Below are 24,721 nucleotides of genomic sequence, written 5' to 3'. Positions count from 1 at the left end.
GCGGCGGGGACGGGCACCGCGGGCGGTGCCCGTGGGCGCACAACGGCGGCCTATGGGCACGGAGCCGCCGTCCGGATAGGGTCGGGAACGGCGCGACTGCCTGTTCGAAGAGCAAAGGGATACATGGTGACGGACGGAGCAGCAACGGAGGCCGCACGCGTGCTCATCGCGGCGGACAAGTTCAAGGGTTCCCTCACGGCCGTACAGGTCGCGGAGCGGGTGACGGCGGGACTGCGTCGGATCGTTCCCGAGGTGGCGGTGGAGACCCTGCCCGTCGCGGACGGCGGCGACGGTACGGTCGCGGCGGCCGTGGCCGCCGGTTTCGAACGACGCGAGGTACGGGTCACCGGACCGCTCGGTGACGAGCTGACCGCCGCCTACGCGCTGCGGGACGGTACGGCCGTCGTCGAGATGGCGGAGGCCTCGGGCCTCCAGTGTCTGCCCGACGGGGTGTTCGCGCCGCTGACGGCGTCCACCTACGGCTCGGGCGAGCTGCTGCGCGCCGCGCTGGACGCGGGCGCGCGCGTCATCGTCTTCGGTGTCGGCGGCAGCGCCACGACCGACGGCGGCGCCGGAATGCTCGCCGCGCTCGGCGCCCGCTTCCTGGACGCGGCGGGGCAGCCCGTAGGACCGGGCGGCGGGGGGCTGCGCGACCTCGCCACCGCCGACCTCTCCGGTCTGGACGAACGGCTCGCCAGGACGGAGATCGTGCTCGCCAGCGATGTCGACAATCCGCTGACCGGACCCAAGGGCGCCCCCGCCGTCTACGGGCCGCAGAAGGGCGCGAGCCCCGAGGATGTCGCCACCCTCGACGCGGCCCTCGCCCACTACGCCACGGTCCTGGAGACGTCCATCGGCCCCCGTGCCGCCGATCTCGCGCACTCGCCCGGCGCGGGCGCGGCCGGCGGCATCGGCTACGGCGCGCTGGTCGGACTCGGCGCGGGCTTCCGTCCCGGGATCGAGGTCATGCTCGATGTGCTGGGCTTCGCCGACGCCCTGTCCCGGGCGACCCTCGTCATCACGGGCGAAGGTTCCCTGGATGAGCAGACCCTGCACGGCAAGGCCCCCGCGGGCGTCGCGGCGGCGGCCCGCGCCCGGCATATCGAGGTCATCGCGGTCTGCGGCCGGCTGAGCCTCCCGCCGGAGGCCCTGGGCAGGGCGGGCATCCGCCGCGCCTACGCCCTCAGCGGGCTGGAACCGGACCCGGCCGTCTCCATGGCACAGGCGGGCCCGCTGCTGGAACGCCTGGCGACGGAGATCGCGCGGGACTTCCTGCTCTGAACGTTGCCGGGAGGGCCTAAAGTCGGGGCGTGCGAATACGGGAGGCGCGCCCCGACGAGGCGTGCGCGCTGAGCGCGCTCGTGCTGCGCTCGAAGGCGCACTGGGGTTACGACGAGGCGTTCCTGGCCGCCTGCCGTGACGAACTGACCATCTCCGCCGGTCGGATGACGGAGCGTCGGCTCGTGGTCGCCGAGGACGAGATGTCAGGGGAAGCCCTGGGCGTCGCCTCGCTGGAGGGCCGGGCCCCGGACGGCACGCTCGGTCTGCTCTTCGTCGAACCACGCGTGATCGGACTGGGCATCGGCCGTGCCCTGTTCGCCCATGTCCTGGACACCGCGCGCGCGTGGGGCTTCGAGCGGCTGACCATCGACTCCGACCCGCACGCGGTGGACTTCTACCGGGCGCTGGGCGCGCGACCCGTCCGCGGCGGGGGCGCGCTGCCCCGCCTCCTGGTGGAACCGCCTCCGCGCAGGGCCTGGGTACGGGCCTGGACACGCGGTCTGCGCACCGTACAGCTCGGCAATGTCGGTGAGTTCCAGGCGCAGTTCGGTGAACTGACCCCGCTCGCGCGCCGGGCGAGCGGACACTACTCCTGCCTGGCCGTGCTGGGCAGTCCGTACCCGGCCGCGGTTGTGCTGCCGGAGACGGTGCCCCCGGGCTGGGTCGAGCTGCTGTGCCGCCAACTGGCCTGGGAATCGGTGGAGGTGTACGACGGGCTCGGCGCCGCCGCTCACACCGCCGAGGCCGCTCACGCCACCGACGCTGCCCCGGCCGAGACCGCCCCGGCCGACGACGCTCCCCCCTCCGGGCTCGCCGCCGCGATCCTCGCCCGCCCCGCCCTCACCCGCCGGCTGCGCGGGCTCGGGCTGCCCTTCGTACCGTGGGGCCACACCGGACCGTCCGGGGAGCTGTCCGGGGAGACACTGCCGCCCGGAGCACTGCGCTACGAGTCCAAGAGCGCGGCCAACACCCTCTTCCAGCGGCTGGCCCCCGCGCACGCCGCCATCACCGTGCCCGTTCAGCGGACGGCGGCCAACCGATGGGAGGCGGCCCGGCTGCTCCTCGCGCGGATCCGCTCCGGCGAGGGCGGAGTCGTCAAGACCGAGCACGGCGTGGGAGGTTCGGGCACCCATGTGGTCAGGTCCGTACGCGCTCTGCTGCCGGTGCTGCGCGCGCTTCCCCCCGGCCCGCTCCTCGTGGAGGACTACCTGACGGACGGCCCCGCCTCCCCTTACTCCGCCTCCCCTCACTCCGCCTCCGGTCGCGAGGGCACAGCGCGGGACCTCCCGCGCGACGTTCCGCGCGACCTCACCTACGACGGCCTCGTGGACACGGCCGGCACGGTGCACGATGTCGGCGCCGCGCGGATGGACGTGGCGGACACGGCGTACCGGGGAGCGACCGTCGGCCCCGGCGCCGTCCCTGAGCAGGCCGCCTCGATCGCTCTGCGGTTCGGGCAGGCCGTCGGCCTCGAACTCGCCGAGAGCGGCTACCGCGGCTGGTACGACGTCGATTTCGTGACCGCCGCCGACGGTCGGCTGGCACCGACGGAGATCAATCTGCGGCTGACGGGACCGTCCGTCGCCTTCATGGTGAAGGCCCGCCTCGACGAGACCAGGGGCGGCGATCATCTCGTACGCTCGCTCGATCACGTCCCGCTCGGCGCCCGGCTCCCCGACACCGAACTCATCGCCTGGCTGGAGGAACTGACGGGCCGCTGCGCGGGGATCGGTGCGGTGCTCGTGCCCTCGATCCCCACGGCCGCCTTCGACCCCGCCCCGTTCGTGGGCGTCCTGCTCGGTGCCCGGACACCGGACCGTCTCGACGCGGCCGAGGCGCTGGTCACCGGCGCGGCTCAGGATCTCGGCCGGATCTTCGCCCCCGTCGACCGGTCCGCCGGAGCTACCTGACCTGCTTCCTGACGGCGGGCAGCGACGCCACCACCCAGACCATCACGATGAACGCCGCGATCATCAACGGCACATTGAAGGCCCAGACGAGAGCCGCCTGCCGCGGCCAGTCCGTCTTGGCGGTCAGCCGGTAGAGGTTGTCCTGCGGCCACCAGGACACCAGCAGATAGACGATCGCCAGATGAGCCGCGGCCGTCAGCCCCCGCGACTCGCTCCGCCGCAGCATCACCCGCCGTCCCACCACCAGGAACCCCATCCCGACGGCGAAGGCGAGCCACTCGGCCAGATAGAGCAGCATGAACAGCGCGTTCCACGGCGCCGGCACCCCGGACACATCCGTGGCGCCGGGGAAGATCACGCCGGTGAGTACGGCGGCGAGGAAACCGGCGACGACCCCGACGAGGGCGGCGATCGCGCCCTCGGTCATGTCCTCGCCCGCCCCGCTCTTGCCGCTCGCGCGCACCGCCCCCGGGACCGGCGGCAGCGGCAGCTTCTCCCGGTTCACTTTTCCGGCCGCGTTCGTCGGCAGCTCTCCGAGGCGCACCACCACCTCCGGGACGTCGCCCGCCGGGACCAGGCCGGTGAGCCCGGCACGCAGGGAGGCCGCCTCCGGCGCGGCGCCGAACGGAGCCCGGGGGCTCGGCACCACGAAGGCGATCAGACGGCTTCCGGTGCGGCCCCGGTCCCCGGTGATGACCACGTCCTGGATATGCGGGTGACCCGCCAGCGCCGTCTCCACCCGGTAGGTGTCGACGGTCCTGCCGTCGATCGTGACCTGGTCGGCGGTCCTGCCGCGGAACTCGATGGGCCCTTCGCCCTGTCGCCGTCCCGCGTCCTCGGTGGGGACCGCGTCGCCGCCCTCCGGCGGGGTGAGCCAGATCCGCCCCTTGCGCAGTTCGGCCGCGCATCCCGGGAACGGCAGCCCCAGAAAGGCGGCCCGCTCCGGGTTCGCCACGGGGCCGGGCAGCTGCTCGGGCTCGAACCAGGTACCGCAGCCGGCGACCTCCGCCGTCCCGTACACGCTCAGCACCCGTGCTCCGGCGGCCGGCAGCAGCGCCTGGAGCCGCAGCTGCTCATCGAGCCGCAGCGGCGCGCCGCCCACCGCGAGCAGCCGCAGGGACGGCAGCTCCGTGTCCAGCACCCGGACGGCGGTCGCGGGGCTCATCTCCGCGACCGTGACCCGCTCCATCGTGATCCCCTCGGCCGTGATCGGCCGTTCGGAGAGGACCAGCGTCGCGCCGGAGCACAGGGCACGTATCCACCCGCCGGTGAACTCGGTGGTCGCGGGCGGCGCGGTCACCAGCACCCGGTCCTCCGGCGACACCCCGTAGACCGCGGACCAGGCGGAGTACGCGGCGAGCAGCCGGTCGTGCCCGGTGGGTACAGCCGTGCGCCGTCCCGTCGTGCCCGCCGTGAGCAGTACGGCGGCCGGTCCGCCGGGCGCCCGCTCGGCCGGGTCCCGGAGAGCGGGTACCGCGTGGGCGATGGCCGTCGCGTCGGTGTCCAGACAGATGGCCGTCCGCTCCCGGCCGTCATCGACCCGTGGCAACAGCGCTTCGTCGGTGATGACCGCCTTGGCCCGGGTCAGGCCGAGTAACCGGTGCAGTTCCTGGGCCGGAGCAGTGGGGTTCAGCACGGCGTACGCGTGGCCCGACTTCAGTACGGCGAGGATCGACACCAGTACCTCGTGCGGGCGCCGTGTACAGATGGCGACGGTGGAACCGGAAGCCGGCAGTCCGGCGTGCGCGGTGAGATACGCGGCGAGCTGTCCGGCGTCGGCGTCCAGCTGTGCGTAGTCGATCCGGTCACTGTCGGTGATGACGGCGAAGTGGTCGGGCGTCCGCCGCGCCCATTGCTCGAAGAGCTGGTGTATCGATCCCCCGGTCATGGCGGTCGATCCTTCCAGAGCGCCGGGGGCGGCGGAAGAGGGAGGGCACGGAAAAGGGCCCGGACGCGGGGAGGCGTCCGGGCCCTTCACGATCATTCGCCGTACGGCGAGCGCGCCGCTACGGCAGCTGCGCCGCCCGCGCCTCACGGCGGTTGTCGCGGAACGTGTTCACGCGCCGGGCCGTGGCGAAGAGCGGGATCACCGCTCCCGTCACCACCTGGAGCGCACAGCCGGTCTGGAGCAGCAGCTGACCGCCCGGCGCGTCGAACGCCCAGGCCGCCAGCAGCCCCATCGCGGCCACGATCCAGCTGAGCATCGCCACCGCGAGAATGCCTCGCGGCTTGGGGTACTCGACCCGGCTCACCATCAGCCAGGCCACCCCGATGATCGCGAGCAGCGTCGGGATGAAGGGCAGTTCGAGCAGGACGATCGAGATGACCGTCAGGGCGCCGAAGGGGCTCGGCATCCCCTGGAACATGCCGTCCTTCATCGTCACGCAGGAGAATCTCGCCAGCCGTAGCACGACGGCCAGCAGGACGACGATCGCCGCGAGCGCGGAGACCCGTTGATGCGCGTCGTCCGCGACCATTCCGTACACCAGTACGAAAAATGCCGGGGCGAGGCCGAAGCTGATCAGGTCGGAGAGGTTGTCGAGCTCCGCGCCCATCGGCGAGCTGCGCAGCTTGCGCGCCACGAGCCCGTCGAAGAGGTCGAAGATCGCCGCGGCCAGCATCAGGATCACGGCCGTCGCGGCGGAGTGCCGCGCCATGCCGGTCTCGTCGCTGCCCGTGAGATGCGGGATGAGGATGCCGGTGGTGGTGAAGTAGACGGCCATGAAGCCGCAGGTGGCGTTACCGAGCGTGAGGGTGTCCGCTATCGACAGCCGCAGTGAGAGCGGCATGTCTTCCGCGTCGTCCTCCTCCTCGGCCTCGGCCTCCGTGGCCCAGCCGACTTGCGTATCGGGATCAATCACGGTCAATTCGAGTCACCCCTGCGGTCGTGGTCTGACCGACCTCGACAGCGACATCGACACCTTCCGGAAGGTAGATGTCGACACGCGAGCCGAACCGGATCAGGCCGATGCGCTCGCCCTGTTCCACCTTGGTTCCCTGAGGCAGATACGGGACGATGCGCCGGGCTACCGCGCCGGCGATCTGCACCATCTCGATGTCGCCCAGTTCGGTGTCGAAGTGCCAGACAACGCGCTCGTTGTTCTCGCTCTCCTTGTTGAACGCCGGAACGAACCCGCCGGGGATGTGCTCGACGGACGTGATGGTTCCCGCGAGGGGCGCGCGGTTGACATGGACGTTCAGCGGGCTCATGAAGATGGCGACCCGGGTGCGCCCGTCCTTCCACGGCATGATGCTCTGCACCACACCGTCGGCCGGGGAGATGACCCGGCCCTGCGTGATCTCGCGCTCGGGGTCGCGGAAGAACCACAGCATGCCCGCCGCGAGCGCGGTGGCGGGCACAGCGAGGACCGCTGCGCGCTTCGAGTGACGTGCGCGGACAAGACCGATCGCCGCGGTGGCGACGGTCGGGAGGAGCCACGGCGATGCTCCGCGCGCGAGGCGTCCACCAAGGAAGCTGACGCGTGGTGCAGAGGTTTGGCTGTGGGGCATGGATGACCTTCGTAGCGGATGATGCCGCACTGGCAACGGGGGGACGGCGGCGGCTTTCCAGCGATGGTACTGGTTTCGAGTCGCAACTGAGCAAGCCAGGACCCGAGTCGAGCGGCTTGAAGCCAGCGCCTGAGGGCGACCGGGTGTGATCTTCTTCGCCATTAAACGCTAATAAAAGCGACAATCAACCCTGGAACCGGTACTCCTCCAGCAGCCGGCGGCCGATGATCATTTTCTGGATCTCGGCGGTACCCTCGCCGATCAGCAGCATCGGCGCCTCGCGGTAGAGGCGCTCGATCTCGTACTCCTTGGAGAAGCCGTAACCGCCGTGGATACGGAAGGCGTCCTCGACGACTTCCTTGCAGTACTCGGAGGCGAGGTACTTCGCCATCCCTGCCTCCAGGTCGTTTCGTTCCCCGGAGTCCTTTTTGCGTGCCGCGTTGACCATCATGGCATGGGCGGCCTCGACTTTGGTCGCCATCTCGGCCAGCTTGAACTGGATCGCCTGGTGCTGGGCGATGGGCTTGCCGAAAGTATGACGCTGCTGGGCATATGAGACGCCGAGCTCGAAAGCGCGCTGTGCGACCCCGCAACCACGCGCCGCGACATTCACCCGGCCGACCTCGACGCCGTCCATCATTTGGTAAAACCCTCGGCCGGTGGCCCCGCCGAGCACCCGATTGGCCGGAATGCGCAGTCCGTCCATGATCAGCTCGGTGGTGTCGACCCCCTTGTAGCCCATCTTGTCGATCTTCCCCGGGATGGTCAGTCCGGGCCGGACCTCGCCGAAGCCGGGCTCCTTCTCGACCAGGAACGTGGTCATCGACCTGTGCGGAGCCGTGTCCTCCGGGTGGCCCTCGTCGCTGCGGCACAGCACCGCGACGAGACTGGACGTGCCGCCGTTGGTCAGCCACATCTTCTGGCCGTTCAGTACATAGGAGTCGCCGTCCCTGATCCCCTTGGACGTGATCGCCGCGACGTCCGAGCCGAGTCCGGGCTCCGACATCGAGAACGCGCCACGCACCTCACCGGCGGCCATCCGTGGCAGGAAGGTGGCCCGCTGCTCCTCGGTGCCGTGCTGCTTGAGCAGGTAGGCCACGATGAAGTGGGTGTTGATGATGCCGGAGACGGACATCCACCCCCGGGCGATCTCCTCCACGCAGAGCGCGTAGGTGAGCAGGGACTCGCCCAGACCGCCGTACTCCTCGGGGATCATCAGCCCGAACAGGCCGAGTTCCCTGAGTCCGTCGACGATCCGGGTGGGGTACTCGTCGCGGTGCTCCAGCTCGGTGGCGACCGGAAGGATCTCCTTGTCGACAAAATCCCTTACGGTCGCCAGGATTTCCCGCTGAATGTCGGTCAGCCCGGCTGTCTGGGCGAGTCGGCTCATATCTCTGTCACTTCTCCCGCGGCTCGGGGCGGCCGGGCTGCTCCCCGCCGCGTTCCTTGATGTACGCCTCCGTGGGGACCATCACCTTGCGTCTGAACACGCAGACCAGCGTCCCGTCCTGCTTGTGGCCCCGGGTCTCCACGTACACGATTCCGCGGTCGCCCTTCGAACGTGACGGGGTCTTCTCCAGCACGACCGTCTCGCCGTAGAGCGTGTCCCCGTGGAACGTCGGCGCGACATGCTTGAGCGACTCCACCTCCAGATTGGCGATGGCCTTCCCGGAGACGTCCGGCACCGACATGCCCAGCAGCAGCGAGTAGATGTAGTTGCCCACGACGACGTTCTTGCCGAAGTCCGTCGTCTTCTCGGCGTAGTTGCTGTCCAGGTGCAGCGGATGGTGGTTCATGGTGAGCAGACAGAAGAGATGGTCGTCGTACTCCGTGACCGTCTTGCCCGGCCAGTGCTTGTAGACCGCGCCGACCTCGAACTCCTCGAAGGTGCGTCCGAACCGCATCGTCATGCCTCCGGGGCTTCGAACGAGGTCGTACGCCGCATCCCCGCGGCGCGGCCCTTGCCCGAGATGACCAGCGCCATCTTGCGGCTCGCCTCGTCGATCATCTCGTCGCCGAGCATCGCGGAGCCCTTCTTGCCGCCCGCCTCGGACGTGTAGTACTCGTACGCGTCGAGAATCAGCTCGGCGTGGTCGTAGTCCTCCTGGGAGGGCGAGAAGATCTCGTTCGACGCCTCGATCTGGCCCGGGTGCAGCACCCACTTGCCGTCATAGCCCAGCGCCGCCGCCCGGCGTGCCACCTCGCGGTAGCCGTCCACATCGCGGATCTGCAGGTAGGGGCCGTCGATCGCCTGGAGATCGTAAGTACGGGCCGCCATCAGAATGCGCATCAGAATGTAGTGATAGGCGTCCGCGCCATAGCCGGGCGGCTGCTGGCCGACGACGAGGGACTTCATATTGATGGAGGCCATGAAGTCGGCGGGACCGAAGACGATCGTCTCCAGGCGCGGTGAGGCGGCGGCGATCTCGTCGACGTTCACCAGCCCCTTGGCGTTCTCGATCTGCGCCTCGATCCCGATCCTGCCGACCTCGAAGCCCATCGTCTTCTCGATCTGGGTGAGCAGCAGATCGAGGGCGATGATCTGCTGGGCGTCCTGGACCTTCGGCAGCATGACGCAGTCGAGATTGTGTCCCGCGCCCTCCACCACCGTGATCACATCGCGGTAGGTCCAGTGCGTCGTCCAGTCATTGACCCGTACGACCCGGATCTTGCCCGTCCAGTCGCCCTTGTTGAGCGCGTCGACGATCGTGTGCCGGGCGCCCTCCTTGGCGAGCGGTGCGCAGGCGTCCTCCAGATCCAGGAACACCTGATCGGCCGGCAGCCCCTGGGCCTTTTCCAGGAAGCGCGGGTTCGACCCCGGTACGGCGAGACACGAGCGGCGCGGACGCAGCCGGTTCGCGGCGGGCGCTGCGGTCTCGGTGGTGACAGGCGCGGTCATACGGGGACCTCCCATGGGTCGAGCTTGTTCGCTGTGCGGATCTCGTCGACGATACGACCGATGATCTCCGTGATTCCGAAGTCCTTCGGGGTGAAGACGGCGGCAACCCCGGCCGCCCGCAGTTCCTCGGCGTCGGCGTTCGGGATGATCCCGCCGACGATCACCGGGATGTCGCCCGCGCCCGCCTCGCGCAGCCGGGTCAGCACCTCGGGCACCAGCGCGGCGTGCGAGCCCGACAGGATCGACAGGCCCACGCAGTGCACGTCCTCGGCGAGCGCGGCACCGACGATCTGTTCGGGTGTGAGCCTGATGCCCTGGTAGACCACCTCGAAGCCGGCGTCGCGGGCGCGGACCGCGATCTGTTCGGCGCCGTTGGAGTGCCCGTCCAGGCCGGGCTTGCCGACCAGCAGCCGCAGCCGCCCGGTGCCGCCGGGGACGCCGGCCGCGGCGGTCAGCTCCTCGGCGGTACGGGCCACCTTCTCCCGTACGGCCGCGAGCGCGCTGCCCGCCTCCGCGGACACCGCGATCGGGGCGCCGCTGACGCCCGTGGGCGCGCGGAACTCGCCGAAGACGTCGCGCAGAGCCCAGGACCACTCGCCGGTCGTCACCCCGGCCCGCGCGCACTCCAGGGTGGCGGCCATCAGATTGTCGGTGCCCGCGGCGGCCTTCTTCAGAGCGGTCAGCGCGTCCGTGGCACGGGCCTCCTCGCGGTTGACCCGCCAGCTCTGCAGCGCGGCCACCACCCGGGCCTCGTTCGCCGGATCGACGGTCATGATGGCGGTGTCGAGATCGGCGGTGAGCGGGCTGGGCTCCGTGGACTCGTAGCAGTTGACGCCGACGATCTTCTCCTCGCCGGACTCGATCCGCGCCCGCCGCTGCGCGTGCGAGGAGACGAGCCGCGACTTCAGATAGCCCGACTCGACGGCGGCCATCACCCCGCCCATCGCCTCGATCCGTTCGATCTCCGCGAAGGACTCGGTGACCAGGTCCGCCACCTTGGCCTCGACGACCCGCGAGCCCTCGAAGATGTCCCCGTACTCCAGCAGATCGCTCTCGTGCGCCAGCACCTGCTGGATACGGAGCGACCACTGCTGGTCCCAGGGGCGGGGCAGCCCCAGCGCCTCGTTCCAGGCGGGCAGCTGTACGGCGCGGGCACGGGCGTCCTTGGAGAGCGTCACCGCGAGCATTTCGAGGACGATCCGCTGGACGTTGTTCTCCGGCTGCGCCTCGGTCAGCCCGAGGGAGTTGACCTGGACGCCATAGCGGAAGCGGCGCTGCTTGGCGTTCTCGATGCCGTACCGCTCCTGGGTGATCCGGTCCCAGATACGGGAGAAGGCCCGCATCTTGCACATCTCCTCGATGAACCGGACACCCGCGTTGACGAAGAAGGAGATACGGCCGACCACCTCCCCCTTGCGCTCCTCGGGGATCCGGCCGGACGCGAACACCGCGTCCAGTACGGCGATCGCGGTGGACATCGCGTACGCGATCTCCTGGACCGGGGTGGCCCCCGCCTCCTGGAGGTGGTAGCTGCAGATGTTGATCGGATTCCACTTGGGGATGTGGCTCACCGTGTAGGTGATCATGTCCGTGGTCAGCCGCAGGCTCGGGCCCGGCGGGAAGACATGCGTCCCGCGCGAGAGGTACTCCTTGACGATGTCGTTCTGTGTCGTCCCCTGGAGCCGGCCGATGTCCGCGCCCTGCTCCTCCGCGACCACCTGATAGAGCGCCAGCAGCCACATGGCGGTGGCGTTGATGGTCATCGAGGTGTTCGTACGTTCGAGCGGGATGTCCTGGAAGAGCCGGCGCATGTCACCGAGGTGGGAGACCGGGACCCCGACCCGGCCCACCTCGCCGCGGGCGAGGATGTGGTCGGGGTCGTAGCCGGTCTGCGTCGGGAGATCGAACGCGACGGACAGGCCCGTCTGGCCCTTGGCGAGATTGCGCCGGTAGAGCTCGTTGGACGCCTCGGCGGTCGAGTGACCGGCGTACGTCCGCATGAGCCAGGGCCGGTCCTTCTGACGATCAGACATGGAGGAAACCCTCAGCTGTCGCGAGTGTGGGGGGCCGTCCGCTCCGCGGGCGCGTCGCGGAACAGATTGATGGCGTCGAGATGGCGCCCGCGCAGCTCCGTGTCGCGTACCCCGAGGCCCTCGCGCGGTGCCAGCGCCAGCACGCCGACCTTGCCCTGATGGCGGTTGAGGTGCACGTCCTGGGCGGCCTGGCCGGTGTCCTCCAGCGCGTACACCTTCGACAGGGTGGGGTGGATCTTCCCCCTGGCGATCAGCCGGTTGGCCTCCCACGCCTCGCGGTAGTTGGCGAAGTGGGAGCCGATGATCCGCTTCAGCGACATCCACAGATAGCGGTTGTCGTACTCATGGGTGTAGCCGGAGGTGGAGGCGCAGGTCACGATCGTGCCGCCCTTGCGGGTCACATACACGCTCGCGCCGAAGGTCTCGCGTCCCGGGTGCTCGAAGACGATGTCCACGTCCTCGCCGCCGGTCAGCTCGCGGATGTGCTTGCCGAAACGTTTCCACTCGCGCGGATCCTGGTGGTGCTCGTCCTTCCAGAACCGGTAGTCCTCGGCGCCGCGGTCGATGATCGCCTCCGCGCCCATCCGCCGGCACAGCGCCGCCTTCCGGTCGCTGGAGACGACACAGACCGGGTTCGCGCCGCCGGCCAGCGCGAACTGCGTGGCGTACGAGCCCAGTCCGCCGCTCGCGCCCCAGATCAGCACGTTGTCGCCCTGCTTCATCCCGGCGCCGTTGCGGGACACCAGCTGGCGGTAGGCGGTGGAGTTGACCAGACCGGGAGCCGCGGCCTCCTCCCAGCTGAGGTGCCGGGGCTTGGGCATCAGCTGATTGGACTTCACCAGCGCCAGCTCCGCCAGACCGCCGAAGTTGGTCTCGAAGCCCCAGATGCGCTGCTCGGGGTCGAGCATCGTGTCGTTGTGGCCGTCGGACGACTCAAGTTCGACCGAGAGACAGTGCGCGACGACCTCGTCGCCCGGGTGCCAGGCGTTGACGCCGGGCCCGGTGCGCAGCACGACGCCGGACAGGTCCGAGCCGATGATGTGGTACGGCAGATCGTGCCGCCTGGCGAGTTCGCTGACCTTGCCGTACCGCTCCAGAAAGCCGAAGGTCGGCAGCGGCTCGAAGATCGAGGTCCAGACCGAGTTGTAATTCACCGAGCTGGCCATGACGGCCACCAGGGCCTCGCCGGGGCCGAGTTCGGGCACCGGCACGTCGTCGAGATGGAGTGACTTGCGGGGGTCCTTCTCCCGGGTGGGGAGGTCGGCGAACATCTCCGTCTCGTCCTTGTGCACGGTCACCGCGCGGTACGAACCGGGCAGCGGCAGTGCGGCGAAGTCGGCGGACGTGGTGTCCGGCGACAGGATCGCGTCCAGGATTTCCTTCACGGTGTTGCCTCCGGCGAAGCTGAGGGTGCGAGATGCGAGGGGCTGCCTGCTGGTGCGGTGGAGGTGTGCCGTCGGTTCGGCGGGGTGCGGGTGCTGATCGAGCTCGCTTCGTGCTGATCGGCGGCGCCGGGTGGGCGCGGAGGTGCCTGTGACGCAGGCGTCCTGGCGCACAAGCGAGATGGCTTGCGGGAACAGCCGGACAACTTCACGTTATGGCACCCCGTGACAGCTGGCAAGGCACTGGGTGCCAACAATTTCCCTCGTTTGTCACCCGCAGGGCACGCATGAGCAATGTCTACCGCTCATTCCGCGACAAATATCACCGGACGCGGTCATGCGAGCGCATGGCGTAGGCGCGGGGCGGCGAAACGGCGGCGCACCGGACCCCGCGGGTCCGGTGCGCCTGTGGTCATCAGGAGGCGCTCACGCGTCCCTGAGCGCCTGCCTGATGGTGCGCATGACCTCGTCCAGCGGGGCGTCGGTGTGCGCCACCGCCACCAGCACGTCCCCGGTGGTGCGCGCGGAGGCCGCCGCGTGCTCCGGCTTGCCACCGATGGTCCGGCCCGCGCCGATGCCCGCGCCGAAGGTGTCCCGCACGATCGAGAAGGCATGGTCCAGCTGCGCCTCGACATCGCCCTGGCCGCCGGCCCGCAGCCAGCGGCGGAGCACATGATTGTGCGCGGTGACGACCGCGGAGGCGGCCACCTCGGCCAGCAGCGGATCGTCATTGCCGTCGGTGTGGTCGCGCTCGTCGAAGTGACCCAGCAGATAGCGGGTGAACAGCCGCTCGTAGCGGGCCACCGAGGCGATCTCGCGCTCCCGGAGCGTGGGCACCTCACGGGTCAGCCGGTAGCGCTCCACGGAGACCGCGGGGGAGGCCGCGTACATCCGCATGACCTCCTTGATGCCCCGGCAGACCGTGTCGAGCGGGTGCTCATGGGCGGGAGCGGCGTTCAGGACCGCCTCCGCCCGTACGAGCGTGTCGTCGTGGTCGGGGAAGATCGCCTCTTCCTTGGAGCGGAAGTGCCGGAAGAAGGTACGGCGGGCCACCCCCGCCGCCGCGGCGATCTCGTCGACGGTCGTCGCCTCGTACCCCTTGGTCGCGAACAGTTCCATGGCCGCGGCCGCCAGCTCGCGGCGCATCTTGAGCCGCTGGGCGGCGGCGCGGGTACCGGCGGCACTCTCCGGAACGTCGGTCCTGGACTTCGTACGGGAGGACTTGGCGGGCTGGGACATGAGGTGAACGTACTGCATCGGTGCAGGAGAGCGCGCCTGCGGGGCCGGGTCAGCGCCGGGCGTACTCGCGGAAGCCGCGGCCCGTTTTACGGCCGAGGCAGCCCGCGGCCACCAGATGTTCGAGCAGCGGCGCCGGGGCCAGGCCCGGGTCCCGGAACGCGCGGTGCAGGACCCGTTCGATGGCCAGCGAGACATCGAGGCCGACCACATCGAGGAGTTCGAAGGGCCCCATCGGATAGCCGCCGCCCAGCCGCATCGCGGCGTCGATGTCGTCCAGCGACGCGTAGTGCTCCTCGACCATCTTGATCGCGTTGTTCAGGTACGGGAAGAGCAGCGCGTTGACGATGAAGCCGGCGCGGTCACCGCAGTCCACCGGCCGCTTGCCGACGGCCGTGGACACGGCGTGCACGGTGGCCACGGTCTCGTCGGAGGTGAGGACCGTACGGACCACCTCGACCAGCTTCATCGCCGGGGCCGGATTGAAGAAGTGCATCCCGACGACATCCCGCGGGCGGGAGGTCGCGCGGGCACAGGCGATCACCGGGAGGGACGAGGTCGTGGTGGCCAGCACCGCGCCCGGCCGGCAGACCTTGTCGAGCATGGCGAACAGCCGCTGCTTGGTCTCCAGGTCCTCCGCGACGGCCTCGACGGCGAGATCCACCTCGGACAGCGCGTCGAGCGAGCCGGCCGGGGTGATCCGCGCCAGCGTCCCGTCACGCTCCTCGGCCGTCAGCCGGCCCTTGTCGACCGAACGGGCCAGGGACTTCGCGATACGGGACAGGGCGCTCGCGGCCTTCTCCGGGCTCCGGGCGGCGAGCACGACGTCGTAGCCCGCCTTGGCGAAGACCTCCGCGATGCCGCTCGCCATGGTGCCCGAGCCCGCCACCCCCACCGAATGGACGGGACGCCCGGCGCCGCCTCGCGGGCCGGCCGGCGGGGTGAGCGCGTCCGGCACGACCGTGCCGCTGCCGGGCGCCTCGTACGTGTAGAAACCGCGCCCGGACTTGCGGCCGGTCAGCCCGGCCTCGCTGAGCTGGCCGAGGACCGGCGCGGGCGCGTGCAGCCGGTCGTGCGACGCCGCGTACATCGCGTCGAGCACGGTACGGGCGGTGTCGACCCCGATCAGATCGAGCAGGGCGAGCGGCCCCATCGGCAGTCCGCAGCCCAGCCGCATCGCGGCGTCGATGTCCTCGCGGGAGGCGTACTTCGCCTCGAACATGGCGGCGGCCTGGTTGAGATAGCCGAAGAGCAGCCCGTCCGCCACGAAACCGGGCCGGTCACCCACCGCGACCGGCTCCTTGCCGAGCTCCCGGGCGAGCGCCGTGACGGCCGCGACCGCCTGCGGCGAGGTGAGGACCGAGGAGACCACCTCGACGAGCTTCATCGCCGGGGCGGGGTTGAAGAAGTGCAGGCCGAGCACGCGCTCGGGGTGCGCGGAGTCGGCGGCCAGCCGGGTCACCGACAGCGCGTTGGTGCCGGTCGCCAGGATCGTGGTGGGGCTGACGATCGTGTCCAGCGCGCGGAAGACCCGCTGCTTCGTCTCGTACGACTCCGGCACGACCTCGATCACCAGTTCGGCGTCGGCGGCGGCGCGCAGATCGGAGAAGGTGCGGAACCGCGCGAGCGAGGTCCGCCGCTCCTCCTCGCTGAGCCGCCCCCGCTCCACGGCCCGCGCGGCGGACGCGTCGAGCGCCCCGGCGGCCCGGAGGGCGGCGGCGTCGCTGATGTCGATACCGATGACCTCGTGCCCGGCGCGGGTGAGGATCTCGGCGATTCCGGTGCCCATCGTGCCGAGGCCGACGACGGCGATGGTGGAGAGAGGGATGTCCATCACGGGACTCCAGGGGATGAGGGTGACGACTGGGGGGCGCGCGGCGAGCGCCGGGCGCGCGGGAGCGTGCGAGCGTGCGGCTCGGGGGGTGTGGCGGGGTGGTGTGGCGGCGGACTCTGTCCCGGAGTCGCGCCGTACATCCCCGTTGAAGGCCGTACAGGCCCCTGGGGGCCGTGCACAGCTGTGCTGAACCGACAGCACTCACGACGGCTGCGTCACCAGGCCGTCGAAAGCCGCGGAGGTCATCCGCTCATCTGAGGCTAACCGACGAGTAACGAGCGCGCCATATCTGGGACGCTGTGCGCTGTGTCACGGGCGGCCGGAATTGCTCGTTCAGGCGCGAAGTGGCCGGTGGGGCACCCCACTTGGTGCCGACAGCGCCCCTCCGGATGGCTACGCTGGAGGGATGGACGAGGACTTCCGCTCGCTCGCGGACCGGGTGCGGGGCGAGTCCCGGGGCTCCGACGCCGGTGAGCGGCTGATCACCACCGAGGATCACGAGGCCCTGGCCGATGTCCTCGTCGCGCCCGAACAGCCCCTGTGGGCACGGGAGATCGCGGCGTTCCGGCTCGGCTGCGCGGGGGACCGGCGGGCCTTCGAGACGCTGGTGCTGCTCCTCAACCACCGGGATCCGGAGCGCTGTGTCTCCGCCTCGTACGCACTGGCACGGCTCGACGACCCGCGCACCCCCAGAGCCGCCGCCGCGCTCGCCACCAACGCGCTGCGCACGGCCTACGCGCTCCACCCCGTACGCCTGCTGACCGAACTGCGCGCGCCCGAGTCCGTACCGGCGCTGATCAGCACACTGGAACGGCTGCTGGCTCCGGACGAACCGTACTGGCGGGTGGCGCTCGCCTGTGTGGAGGGGCTGGGCCGCCTCGGCGACGACCGCGCGCGCCGGGTCCTGGAAGCCGCCGGCTCTCACCCGAGACTGGCCGCGGCGGCGGCAGCGGCCCTCAGCCGCGTCACCTAGGTCGTGTATCGAAAGTCCCGCCTGGCTCGACCCGGTCCGGCCCGTCGTCGGAGGCCGGGGTGATCGCGAACGCCTCGATCTCCAGCAGCAGTTCGGGACGGAACAGCGCGGCCACCTGGACCGCCGAACTCGCCGGCGGGCGCGATGTGTCGATCACCGCGTCCCGCGCCTCCCGTATCGCCGGCAGATGCGCGACATCGGTGACGAAATACGTCAGCTTGACCACATCGTCGAACGAGGCGCCCGCCGAGGCGAGACAGCGGCGCAGATTCTCGAACACCTGGCGTGCCTGGGCGGCCGGATCGCCGTCGCCCACGATCGCGCCGTCCTCGTCGAACGCGCACTGGCCCGAGACCGCGACGAAGCGGCCGGTGCCCCAGACGACATGGCTGTAGCCGTTGCCCGGGGCGACACCGGCGGGGGAGCGCAGATGGGTGAGTTCCGTCATGGGCCCATCCTCTCCGACGGCACTGACAACGGACCACGGGGTTCTCCGCGCCCGGAGGAGGCCGGGCGGCGGGCACGGTCCGGCCGCTACAGCAGCGTGAGCTGCGTGGCGCCGGGTCCGGGATCCGCCACCGGCCTGATCGGCAGACCCGGGAGGTCGGGATCCCGTGGCACGGTGATCCGCCGGGCCCCGCCCCGGCTCGCCGGGCCGATGCCGAACTCGTCGGCCAGTTCGTGCACCTGCCGGGTGATCCGGCGCTGGTACCACTTGGGCGCGTACGCCCCCTCCGCGTACAGCCGCTCGTACCGCGCCACCAGATGGGGATGGTGCCGCGTCAGCCAGGCCATGAACCACTCGCGCGCGCCGGGCCGCAGATGCAGGACGAGCGGGGTCACCGAGGTGGCTCCGGCGGCGGCGATCGCGCGTACCGTCGCGCGCAGTTGGTCGGGACCGTCGCCCAGGAAGGGGATCACGGGCGCCATCAGCACCCCGCAGCCGATGCCGTTGTCACTCATCGCCCGCACGACGTCGAGACGGCGCTCGGGCGAGGGCGTGCCGGGCTCGACCGTGCGCCACAGCTCCTGGTCGACAAAGCCGACGGAGACCGAGACGCCGACCTCCGTGACGGCCGCGGCCTCCCGCAGCAGTTCGAGATCGCGCAGTATCAGCGTGCCCTTGGTGAGGATGGAGAAGGGGTTCGCGTGGTCGCGCAGGGCCGTGATGATCCCCGGCATCAGCCGGTAGCGCCCCTCCGCCCGCTGGTAGCAGTCGACATTCGTGCCCATGGCGATATGGGCACCCTGCCACTGGCGGGAGCCCAGCCGGCGGCGTACCAGCTCCGGTGCGTTGATCTTGACCACGATCTGGGAGTCGAAACCGAGCCCCGTGTCGAGGTCCAGATAGCTGTGGGTCTTGCGGGCGAAGCAGTAGACACAGGCGTGTGTGCAGCCCCGGTACGGGTTCACCGTCCATTCGAACGGCATACGGGACGCGCCCGGCACCCGGTTCACGATCGAACGGGCCCGGATCTCGTGGAAGGTGATGCCGCGGAATTCGGGCGTGTCGAAGGTACGGGTGGTCACGGCGTCCGTACCGAAGAGCGCGATGTCCCCGGTCGGCCCGGTCTGCCCGGTCGGCCCGGTCGTCGAGTCGTTCTCGACCAGATTGTCCCAGCGCATGGGTGCCTCCTCGGTAGCACTGACCACAGAATAGAACACATGTTCCCTTGATCGCCGCAACCACGATTTGGGCGGGCGTGCCGGAGGGTGGTTGGCTGGCCGCACCCCACCGGAAAACGAGTGCTGGAGGAAGAGCCATGGCGCAGGTCGAGGCCACGACGGAGCGAATCATCGCGGCGGACCCGGAGACGGTGTTCGATGCTCTGGCCGACTACGAGAACACCCGCGCGAAGCTTCTGCCCGGGCACTTCAGCGAGTACGAGGTGCGGGAGGGCGGCGACGGCGAGGGCACCCTGGTCCACTGGCGGCTCCAGGCCACCAGCAAGCGCGTCCGTGACTGTCTGCTGGAGGTGACCGAGCCCGACGACGGCCGGCTCGTGGAGAAGGACCGCAACTCCTCCATGGTCACCACCTGGACCGTCACCCCGGCCGGTGAGGGCAGGTCGAAGGCCGTCGTGACCACCGTCTGGGACGGCGCGGGCGGCATCGGCGGCTTCTTCGAGCGGACCTTCGCCCCCAAGGGCCTGGGCCGTATCTACGACGAGATCCTGGCCAGGCTCGCCAAGGAGACCGAGAAGGACGCCACAAACTAGAACATGTCCCCCCGGATTCGGGCCGGTTGAGGCCGGCCCGGCAGATAGTTGCCGGGGGTCACCGTTTCGAGTGGATTTCCCCGCGGCGCCGTAGCGTGCCCCCGCACGACGCGTCGCGGGAAAGCCCCTGATGAGCGCCCTCGGCGTCAGCCCCACCTGTCAACCCGCCCCCGTCACAACCCCGTTCAGGGGAGAGCAACCCGCTTGCTCCTGCTTGGCGCGCAATGCGAACAATGACGCCGCGCAGGTGTGACGAGGGGAGCAGTACGTGGGCGGGACCACTCTGGTGAAGGACGTCGGGAACGGCGTCGGAAATGGCTTCGGGAACGGTGTCGGGAGCGATGCCGACGAGGCCGCGCGGGCCGCGTCACTCGCCACACCCGCCGCCGCGGATCCTCCGTCGCCCCCGCGCGCCGACGGCGCGGCCCCCGCCGAGGCCCTGAGCCCCCGCCGGGTGCGGCTGGTCTTCGTCGGGCTGATGCTCGCCCTGCTGCTGGCCGCGCTGGAACAGATGATCGTGGCCACCGCGCTGCCCAAGATCGTCGGCGAACTCCAGGGCCTGGACCGGATGTCCTGGGCGATCACCGCGTATCTGCTCACGGCCACGGTCGGACTGCCGATCTACGGCAAGCTCGGCGACCTCTTCGGACGCAAGGGCGTCTTCCAGTTCGCCATCGTCGTGTTCATCATCGGCTCCGCGCTGGCCGGCTGGTCACGCACCATGGACGAACTCATCGCCTTCCGCGCCATCCAGGGCATCGGCGCGGGCGGGCTCATGATCGGCGTCCAGGCGATCATCGCGGATATCGTGCCGCCCCGGGAGCGCGGCCGCTTCATGGGGCTGATCGGCGCGGCCTTCGGGCTCGCGTCCGTGGCCGGTCCACTGCTCGGCGGATTCTTCACCGACCATGTCTCCTGGCGCTGGTGCTTCTACATCAATGTGCCCTTCGGCCTGGTCACACTCGCCGTGGTCACGGTCGTCCTCAGGCTCCCCAAACCCACCGCCCGCGCCCGTCTCGACGTCCTGGGCGCGCTGCTGCTCGCCGCCTCGTCCACCTGTCTGGTGCTGCTGACCAGCTGGGGCGGTACGGAGTACGCCTGGGGCTCCCGCGTCATCCTCGGACTGACCGCGGGCGCCGTCGGAACGGCGGTGCTCTTCCTGGTCGTCGAGCACTTCGCCGTCGAACCGATCATCCCGCTGCGGCTGTTCCGCGACTCCGTCTTCAACATCACCAGCCTCATCGGGGCGGTGGTCGGCGTCGCGCTGTTCGGCGCCGCCAGTTATCTGCCGACCTATCTCCAGATGGTCGACGGGGCCAGCGCCACCGAGTCCGGTCTGCTGATGCTGCCCATGATGGGCGGGGTCGTCATCGCCTCCATCGTCTCGGGTCAGCTCATCAGCCGTACCGGCCGCTACAAGATCTATCCGGTGCTCGGCGGGGTGCTCTCGGTGGCCGGGATGTGGCTGCTGTCCCGGCTCGACGTCGGCACGTCACAGCTGGAGAGCGGGATCGCGCAGGCGATCCTCGGCCTCGGGATGGGGCTGGTGATGCCCGTGCTGATCCTCGCCGTGCAGAACGCCGTACCCCCCGCCGACCTCGGCACCGCCACCAGCGCCAACAACTACTTCCGGCAGATCGGCGGCAGTGTCGGAGCCGCCATCTTCGGCACGCTCTTCGCCAACCGGCTCGCGGACGCCCTCGCCGACCGCGTCCCCGCGGGCAGCGGCCTCCCCGACGTCGAGTCCATCACCCCGCAGGCGGTCCACGCGCTGCCGCCCGCGCTGCGTGACGGCTATATCCAGGCGTACGCGGACGCCATGCCGCGGATCTTCCTCTATCTCGTGCCGGTGCTCGTCCTCGGCCTGTTGATCGCCTTCTTCCTCAAGGAGAAACCACTGGTGTCCCAGAACGTCCCGACCGCCGAGTCCGGCACCGTCCCCGCCGCGCGCAGCGCCTCCGCCCCCGGCATCCCCGCCGCGCCGGCACCGGCCCCGTACATCTCGGGTGTCGCGGTCTGCGGCACGGTGCAGCACTACGACGGCTCCACCGTGCCCCGTGCCGCCCTCACCCTCATCGATGTCCACGGCAAACAGATCGGGCGCGGCGCGAGCGGCCAGGACGGACGGTACGCGCTGAGCGTGCCGGGCTCGGGGTCGTATGTGATGATCGCGGCGGCCGGCGGGCATCAGCCCCAGGCCGTCACGGTGACCGTCGGCGAACGCCCCGTCGAGCTGGACGTGGTCCTCGGCGGCGCCGGGCGGCTCGCGGGCGCCGTGCTCACGGCGGACGGGACGCCGGTACGGGACGCCGCCGTGACCCTCACGGATGTACGGGGCGAGGTGGTGGCGTCCACCCGCAGCGGGCGCGAGGGCTCGTATGTGATCTCGGAGCTGGTGGCGGGCGAGTACACGCTCGCCGCGAGCGCGCCCGCCTTCCGGCCCGCCGCGCTGCCGGTCAGTGTGCAGGCGTCCCGGGAGACCCGGCAGGACATCGAGCTGGCCGGCGGGGCGGTGCTGCGCGGCACCGTACGCGCCGGGGGCGGCCGTCCCGTCGAGGACGCCCGGGTCACCCTGCTCGACGCGGCGGGCAATGTGGTGGACACCCTCACCACCGCCGCCGACGGCACCTTCCGGTTCGTGGATCTCTCCTCGGGTGAGTACACCGTGATCGCCGCGGGCTATCCGCCGGTCGCCACCGTGCTCCAGGTGGCGGGCGGCGGACGCACCGAACGCGATCTCCTGCTCGGCCATGAGGACTGACTGAATTTCAGTCAATAGGGGGGTTGTGCGCGGGCGCACTACTGATTAGTTCATTGCCCGGCGCATCCCCCGCGCAGGGCCGTACCGTGGAGGGCGGAGCCGCGGATCCTGGCGGCAGGGAAGGAGCCTCCCACCCATGGACAGTGGTGTTCCGCCGGGACCGTCGCGGCAGCGGCCCGTCGCGGACGGCCGGATTCCGCTCGCTGTGGTCGTCGTGGACGGGGACGGCCTGGTCTCACACTGGTCGACCGGCGCACGGAGACTTTTCGGCCATTCGAAGGACGAGGCGGTCGGTCAGCCGGCCACCGATCTGATGCCGGTCGCCGGTGCCCTCGCCGCGGCGGAACGCGGCGTGGCGCACGGCGTGGACGACACCGGCATCGGTCTCGACCCGGACGTCGGCCTCGACACCGAGGGCGGACCGGAGCTGCACGGCCGCGGCTCCTACGCGACCGCGGGGCGCGCGACGCTCTCGGAGTGCGGACGCGACCGGCTCGACGTGGTGTGGTGGGCGTATCCGCTGATCGGCCCGGAGCCAGGGCGTCATCTCGTACTCGCCGCGGATACGGCCCAGTTCAAGCGGGACGGCGTGGACGGCCGGGCCGACACCCGGCGGATCTCCCCGGCCTTCGCCCTGCACGCCGAGCTGCCCGACGCCGAGGCGCTGGCCAGGCGGCTGCCGGACATCCTGCCGAACATGGGCCCGGCCGAATCCAATCGCATCGTCGCGCAGGTCCTCGAACTCGGCTATCCGGCCCTGGAGTTCAGCCATCACGACCGGGTGCCCGTCACCCCCGACTGGGGTGTGCCGAGGCGGCCGGAGGGCCGCGGCGGTGTGACGGAGCCGGTGGACGGGGACGGGGATCCCCGGCGGCGGGCCGCGCCCCGACCCGAGCTGGACCTCGAATACGCGGCGGTGCGCGAGCGGTTGGAGTTCCTGAACGAGGCCAGCGGCCGGATCGGCTCGTCCTTCGATCTGGCCCGTACCATCCGCGAGGTCACCAGCGCGGCCGTGCCCCGCTTCGCCGACTTCGCGGGTACGCATCTGCGCGCCGCCGTACTCGCCGGGGAGGGGTTCCCCGAAGGGCCGCCCGATGTGACCACCGTCTGGCACCGGGTCTGGGTCGAACACAACGACGAACCGGGCCGCTGGGACGACACGGTGCCCGTCGGCGAGGCCATAGCCTTCCCCGAACACACACCGTTCTTCCAGTGCATGGTCACCGGCGAGCCGGTGCTCATCCCGCGGCTCAGCGAGGAGGCGGGCGACCGGATCTCGGGCGAGTTCGAGAAGCGCGATCTGCGCCCCCTCATCAACCACCGGTCGATGCTGCTCGTCCCGCTGAAGGCGCGTGATGTGGTGCTCGGCTTCATGGTGCTGATGCGACGGCCCGACCGGCAGCCGTTCGACGGCATGGACCGGACGACCGGTGCCGAACTCGCCGCCCGCGCCGGGCTCGTACTCGACAACGCCCGGATGTACACGTACCAGGAGAATGTCGCCGAGACCCTTCAGGACAGCATGCTGCCGCGGGTCCCGCCGCATATGGCGGGGTGCGACATCGCCACCCGCTATCTGCCGGGCACCCGGCTCGGCCGGATCGGCGGTGACTGGTTCGACGCCGTCAAACTGCCCGGCTCGCGCACCGCCCTGGTCGTCGGTGATGTGATGGGCCACGGGCTCAACTCGGCCGCGATGATGGGTCAGTTGCGCACCGCCGTACAGACCATGGCGACCATGGAGCTGCCGCCCGCCCAACTGCTCCGCAATCTGGACGACCTGGCGCAGCGGCTCGGCGAGCTGTATCTGGCGACCTGTCTGTACGCGGTGTACGACCCGATCAGGTCCGAGCTCCAGATCGCCAACGCCGGGCATATCCCGCCCGTGCTCGTACGCGCGGCGGACGGCAGGGCCGAAGTACTCGACCTGCCGACCGGCGCCCCCATAGGGGTGGGCGGAGTGGCCTTCGAGACCGCGACCGTCGAAGTGAGGCCCGGTGACCGGCTGGTGCTCTGCACCGACGGTCTCGTCGAGGTGCGCGGGGTGGACATCGGGGACGGCCTGGCCGCGCTCTGCGCCTCGGCCGCGCACCCCGCCGCCTCGATGGACGAAGCCTGCGACACCATCATTCGCGCGCTCAACACCCACGAGGGGCGCAAGGACGATGTGGCGCTCCTGATGGCCAGGCTGAACGGCATCCCGGACGGGGACGTCGCGGAGTTCCGCCTCGCCCTGGACCCGCGCGAGGTGGCCAGGGCCAGACGGCTGGTGCGGGGGAAGCTGCTCGACTGGGAGCTGCCGGCCGCGGTGGAGACGGCCCAGCTGATGGTCAGCGAACTGGTCACCAACGCCGTGAAGCACGCGCGGACCCGGCGGGTCGGGCTGCGGCTGGTCCGTACGGACGCGCTGCTGTGCGAGGTCATCGACGACGAGCCGGCCCCCGCCGCCCTGCTCGACGCGGGCCGGGACGACGAGTTCGGGCGCGGGCTGCGCGTGGTGAGCACGCTGGCCCGGGAATGGGGCACCAGCAGCTCGGCGCGCGGCAAGACGGTCTGGTTCGAGCAGGCTCTCGCGCGAAAGGTACGGGCGCGGTCGAACGGAAGCTGAAAGTCGAACGGAAGCTGAAAGAGTCGAACGGAAGCGGAAAGAAGCGTCCGCCCTCTTCCGCGCCGACCCGCGGGG

General features: G+C 70.6%; 18 protein-coding genes. 6 read left to right on the top strand and 12 right to left on the bottom strand.

The genetic code is table 11. The features are described 5' to 3' along the window. Nucleotides 1-123 precede the first annotated feature (123 nt). Together M1203_RS01860 and M1203_RS01855 are read left to right on the top strand one after the other, a co-directional pair. Nucleotides 124-1,281 carry a glycerate kinase gene (locus M1203_RS01860; protein ID WP_249947658.1) on the top strand — a complete coding sequence of 386 codons (1,158 nt, stop codon included), beginning with the start codon at nt 124-126 and terminating at the stop codon, nt 1,279-1,281. 29 nt (nt 1,282-1,310) lie between these two features. Next, nucleotides 1,311-3,191 carry a GNAT family N-acetyltransferase gene (locus M1203_RS01855; protein WP_249947657.1) on the top strand — a complete coding sequence of 627 codons (1,881 nt, stop codon included), beginning with the start codon at nt 1,311-1,313 and terminating at the stop codon, nt 3,189-3,191. Here the strand turns inward: M1203_RS01855 and M1203_RS01850 are convergent. From M1203_RS01850 to M1203_RS01805, 10 genes are all read right to left on the bottom strand, one after another. Then, nucleotides 3,184-5,079: a class I adenylate-forming enzyme family protein gene (locus M1203_RS01850; RefSeq protein ID WP_249947656.1), complete on the bottom strand. Its 1,896-nt coding sequence runs from the start codon at nt 5,077-5,079 to the stop codon at nt 3,184-3,186. The two genes, M1203_RS01855 and M1203_RS01850, sit on opposite strands and share 8 nt — an antisense overlap. Before the next feature lie 118 nt (nt 5,080-5,197). Next, the gene (gene pssA, locus M1203_RS01845) at nt 5,198-6,058 is read right to left on the bottom strand and encodes a CDP-diacylglycerol--serine O-phosphatidyltransferase (protein ID WP_249947655.1); all 861 of its coding nucleotides are present in this window, start codon (nt 6,056-6,058) and stop codon (nt 5,198-5,200) included. After that, nucleotides 6,045-6,701: a phosphatidylserine decarboxylase gene (locus M1203_RS01840; protein WP_249947913.1), complete on the bottom strand. Its 657-nt coding sequence runs from the start codon at nt 6,699-6,701 to the stop codon at nt 6,045-6,047. The genes pssA and M1203_RS01840 overlap by 14 nt, the downstream gene beginning before the upstream one ends. Nucleotides 6,702-6,885: 184 nt before the next feature. Continuing rightward, a complete protein-coding gene (locus M1203_RS01835) occupies nt 6,886-8,091 on the bottom strand; it encodes an acyl-CoA dehydrogenase family protein (protein WP_249947654.1) in 1,206 nt (401 codons plus the stop codon). A 7-nt stretch (nt 8,092-8,098) separates the two neighbouring features. Next, nucleotides 8,099-8,605 carry a MaoC family dehydratase gene (locus tag M1203_RS01830; protein ID WP_249947912.1) on the bottom strand — a complete coding sequence of 169 codons (507 nt, stop codon included), beginning with the start codon at nt 8,603-8,605 and terminating at the stop codon, nt 8,099-8,101. A 2-nt stretch (nt 8,606-8,607) separates the two neighbouring features. Continuing rightward, nucleotides 8,608-9,600, bottom strand: coding sequence for a CoA ester lyase (locus tag M1203_RS01825; RefSeq protein ID WP_249947653.1), 993 nt, complete (start codon nt 9,598-9,600; stop codon nt 8,608-8,610). Then, the gene (locus M1203_RS01820) at nt 9,597-11,633 is read right to left on the bottom strand and encodes a protein meaA (protein WP_249947652.1); all 2,037 of its coding nucleotides are present in this window, start codon (nt 11,631-11,633) and stop codon (nt 9,597-9,599) included. Before M1203_RS01820 ends, M1203_RS01825 begins: the two co-directional genes overlap by 4 nt. A gap of 11 nt (nt 11,634-11,644) precedes the next feature. Further along, entirely contained in the window at nt 11,645-13,018 is a 1,374-nt protein-coding gene (ccrA, locus tag M1203_RS01815; protein WP_249947651.1) for a crotonyl-CoA carboxylase/reductase, read from the bottom strand. 423 nt (nt 13,019-13,441) lie between these two features. Then, nucleotides 13,442-14,254: a TetR family transcriptional regulator gene (locus M1203_RS01810; RefSeq protein WP_249947650.1), complete on the bottom strand. Its 813-nt coding sequence runs from the start codon at nt 14,252-14,254 to the stop codon at nt 13,442-13,444. A 49-nt stretch (nt 14,255-14,303) separates the two neighbouring features. After that, nucleotides 14,304-16,085 (bottom strand): 3-hydroxyacyl-CoA dehydrogenase family protein, encoded by a 1,782-nt coding sequence (locus tag M1203_RS01805; RefSeq protein WP_249947649.1) that lies wholly within the window; start codon nt 16,083-16,085, stop codon nt 14,304-14,306. 406 nt (nt 16,086-16,491) lie between these two features. Between M1203_RS01805 and M1203_RS01800 the strand changes: the two genes are divergently transcribed. Further along, a complete protein-coding gene (locus M1203_RS01800) occupies nt 16,492-17,058 on the top strand; it encodes an adenylosuccinate lyase (protein ID WP_249947648.1) in 567 nt (188 codons plus the stop codon). Here M1203_RS01800 and M1203_RS01795 read toward each other — a convergent pair. Together M1203_RS01795 and M1203_RS01790 are read right to left on the bottom strand one after the other, a co-directional pair. Beyond that, nucleotides 17,051-17,506 carry a RidA family protein gene (locus M1203_RS01795; RefSeq protein ID WP_249947647.1) on the bottom strand — a complete coding sequence of 152 codons (456 nt, stop codon included), beginning with the start codon at nt 17,504-17,506 and terminating at the stop codon, nt 17,051-17,053. The two genes, M1203_RS01800 and M1203_RS01795, sit on opposite strands and share 8 nt — an antisense overlap. A gap of 86 nt (nt 17,507-17,592) precedes the next feature. Beyond that, complete coding sequence (locus M1203_RS01790; RefSeq protein WP_249947646.1) at nt 17,593-18,684, bottom strand: Rv2578c family radical SAM protein; 1,092 nt, start codon at nt 18,682-18,684, stop codon at nt 17,593-17,595. Nucleotides 18,685-18,821: 137 nt separating this feature from the next. On the opposite strand from M1203_RS01790, the gene M1203_RS01785 reads away from it, so the two are divergent. From M1203_RS01785 to M1203_RS01775, 3 genes are all read left to right on the top strand, one after another. Beyond that, nucleotides 18,822-19,277, top strand: coding sequence for an SRPBCC family protein (locus M1203_RS01785; RefSeq protein WP_249947645.1), 456 nt, complete (start codon nt 18,822-18,824; stop codon nt 19,275-19,277). 268 nt (nt 19,278-19,545) lie between these two features. Continuing rightward, a complete protein-coding gene (locus M1203_RS01780) occupies nt 19,546-22,038 on the top strand; it encodes an MFS transporter (protein WP_249947644.1) in 2,493 nt (830 codons plus the stop codon). A 136-nt stretch (nt 22,039-22,174) separates the two neighbouring features. Further along, nucleotides 22,175-24,646, top strand: coding sequence for a SpoIIE family protein phosphatase (locus tag M1203_RS01775; protein WP_249947643.1), 2,472 nt, complete (start codon nt 22,175-22,177; stop codon nt 24,644-24,646). The last annotated feature ends 75 nt before the right edge of the window (nt 24,647-24,721 follow it).

Origin of the sequence: Streptomyces sp. 35G-GA-8 (assembly GCF_023534745.1) — a bacterium.
In the GTDB taxonomy this organism is placed as follows: Bacteria; Actinomycetota; Actinomycetes; order Streptomycetales; family Streptomycetaceae; genus Streptomyces.
This window is presented reverse-complemented; position numbering and strand designations above follow the sequence as displayed.

Bases quoted from the DNA above. Each gene is read 5' to 3' on its own strand.
- M1203_RS01825 (WP_249947653.1), bottom strand. From the start codon at position 9,600: ATGACCGCGCCTGTCACCACCGAGACCGCAGCGCCCGCCGCGAACCGG.
- M1203_RS01850 (WP_249947656.1), bottom strand. From the start codon at position 5,079: ATGACCGGGGGATCGATACACCAGCTCTTCGAGCAATGGGCGCGGCGG.
- M1203_RS01790 (WP_249947646.1), bottom strand. From the start codon at position 18,684: ATGCGCTGGGACAATCTGGTCGAGAACGACTCGACGACCGGGCCGACC.
- M1203_RS01840 (WP_249947913.1), bottom strand. From the start codon at position 6,701: ATGCCCCACAGCCAAACCTCTGCACCACGCGTCAGCTTCCTTGGTGGA.
- M1203_RS01835 (WP_249947654.1), bottom strand. From the start codon at position 8,091: ATGAGCCGACTCGCCCAGACAGCCGGGCTGACCGACATTCAGCGGGAA.
- M1203_RS01830 (WP_249947912.1), bottom strand. From the start codon at position 8,605: ATGCGGTTCGGACGCACCTTCGAGGAGTTCGAGGTCGGCGCGGTCTAC.
- M1203_RS01820 (WP_249947652.1), bottom strand. From the start codon at position 11,633: ATGTCTGATCGTCAGAAGGACCGGCCCTGGCTCATGCGGACGTACGCC.
- M1203_RS01775 (WP_249947643.1), top strand. From the start codon at position 22,175: ATGGACAGTGGTGTTCCGCCGGGACCGTCGCGGCAGCGGCCCGTCGCG.
- M1203_RS01860 (WP_249947658.1), top strand. From the start codon at position 124: ATGGTGACGGACGGAGCAGCAACGGAGGCCGCACGCGTGCTCATCGCG.
- M1203_RS01805 (WP_249947649.1), bottom strand. From the start codon at position 16,085: ATGGACATCCCTCTCTCCACCATCGCCGTCGTCGGCCTCGGCACGATG.
- M1203_RS01800 (WP_249947648.1), top strand. From the start codon at position 16,492: ATGGACGAGGACTTCCGCTCGCTCGCGGACCGGGTGCGGGGCGAGTCC.
- M1203_RS01785 (WP_249947645.1), top strand. From the start codon at position 18,822: ATGGCGCAGGTCGAGGCCACGACGGAGCGAATCATCGCGGCGGACCCG.
- M1203_RS01810 (WP_249947650.1), bottom strand. From the start codon at position 14,254: ATGTCCCAGCCCGCCAAGTCCTCCCGTACGAAGTCCAGGACCGACGTT.
- M1203_RS01795 (WP_249947647.1), bottom strand. From the start codon at position 17,506: ATGACGGAACTCACCCATCTGCGCTCCCCCGCCGGTGTCGCCCCGGGC.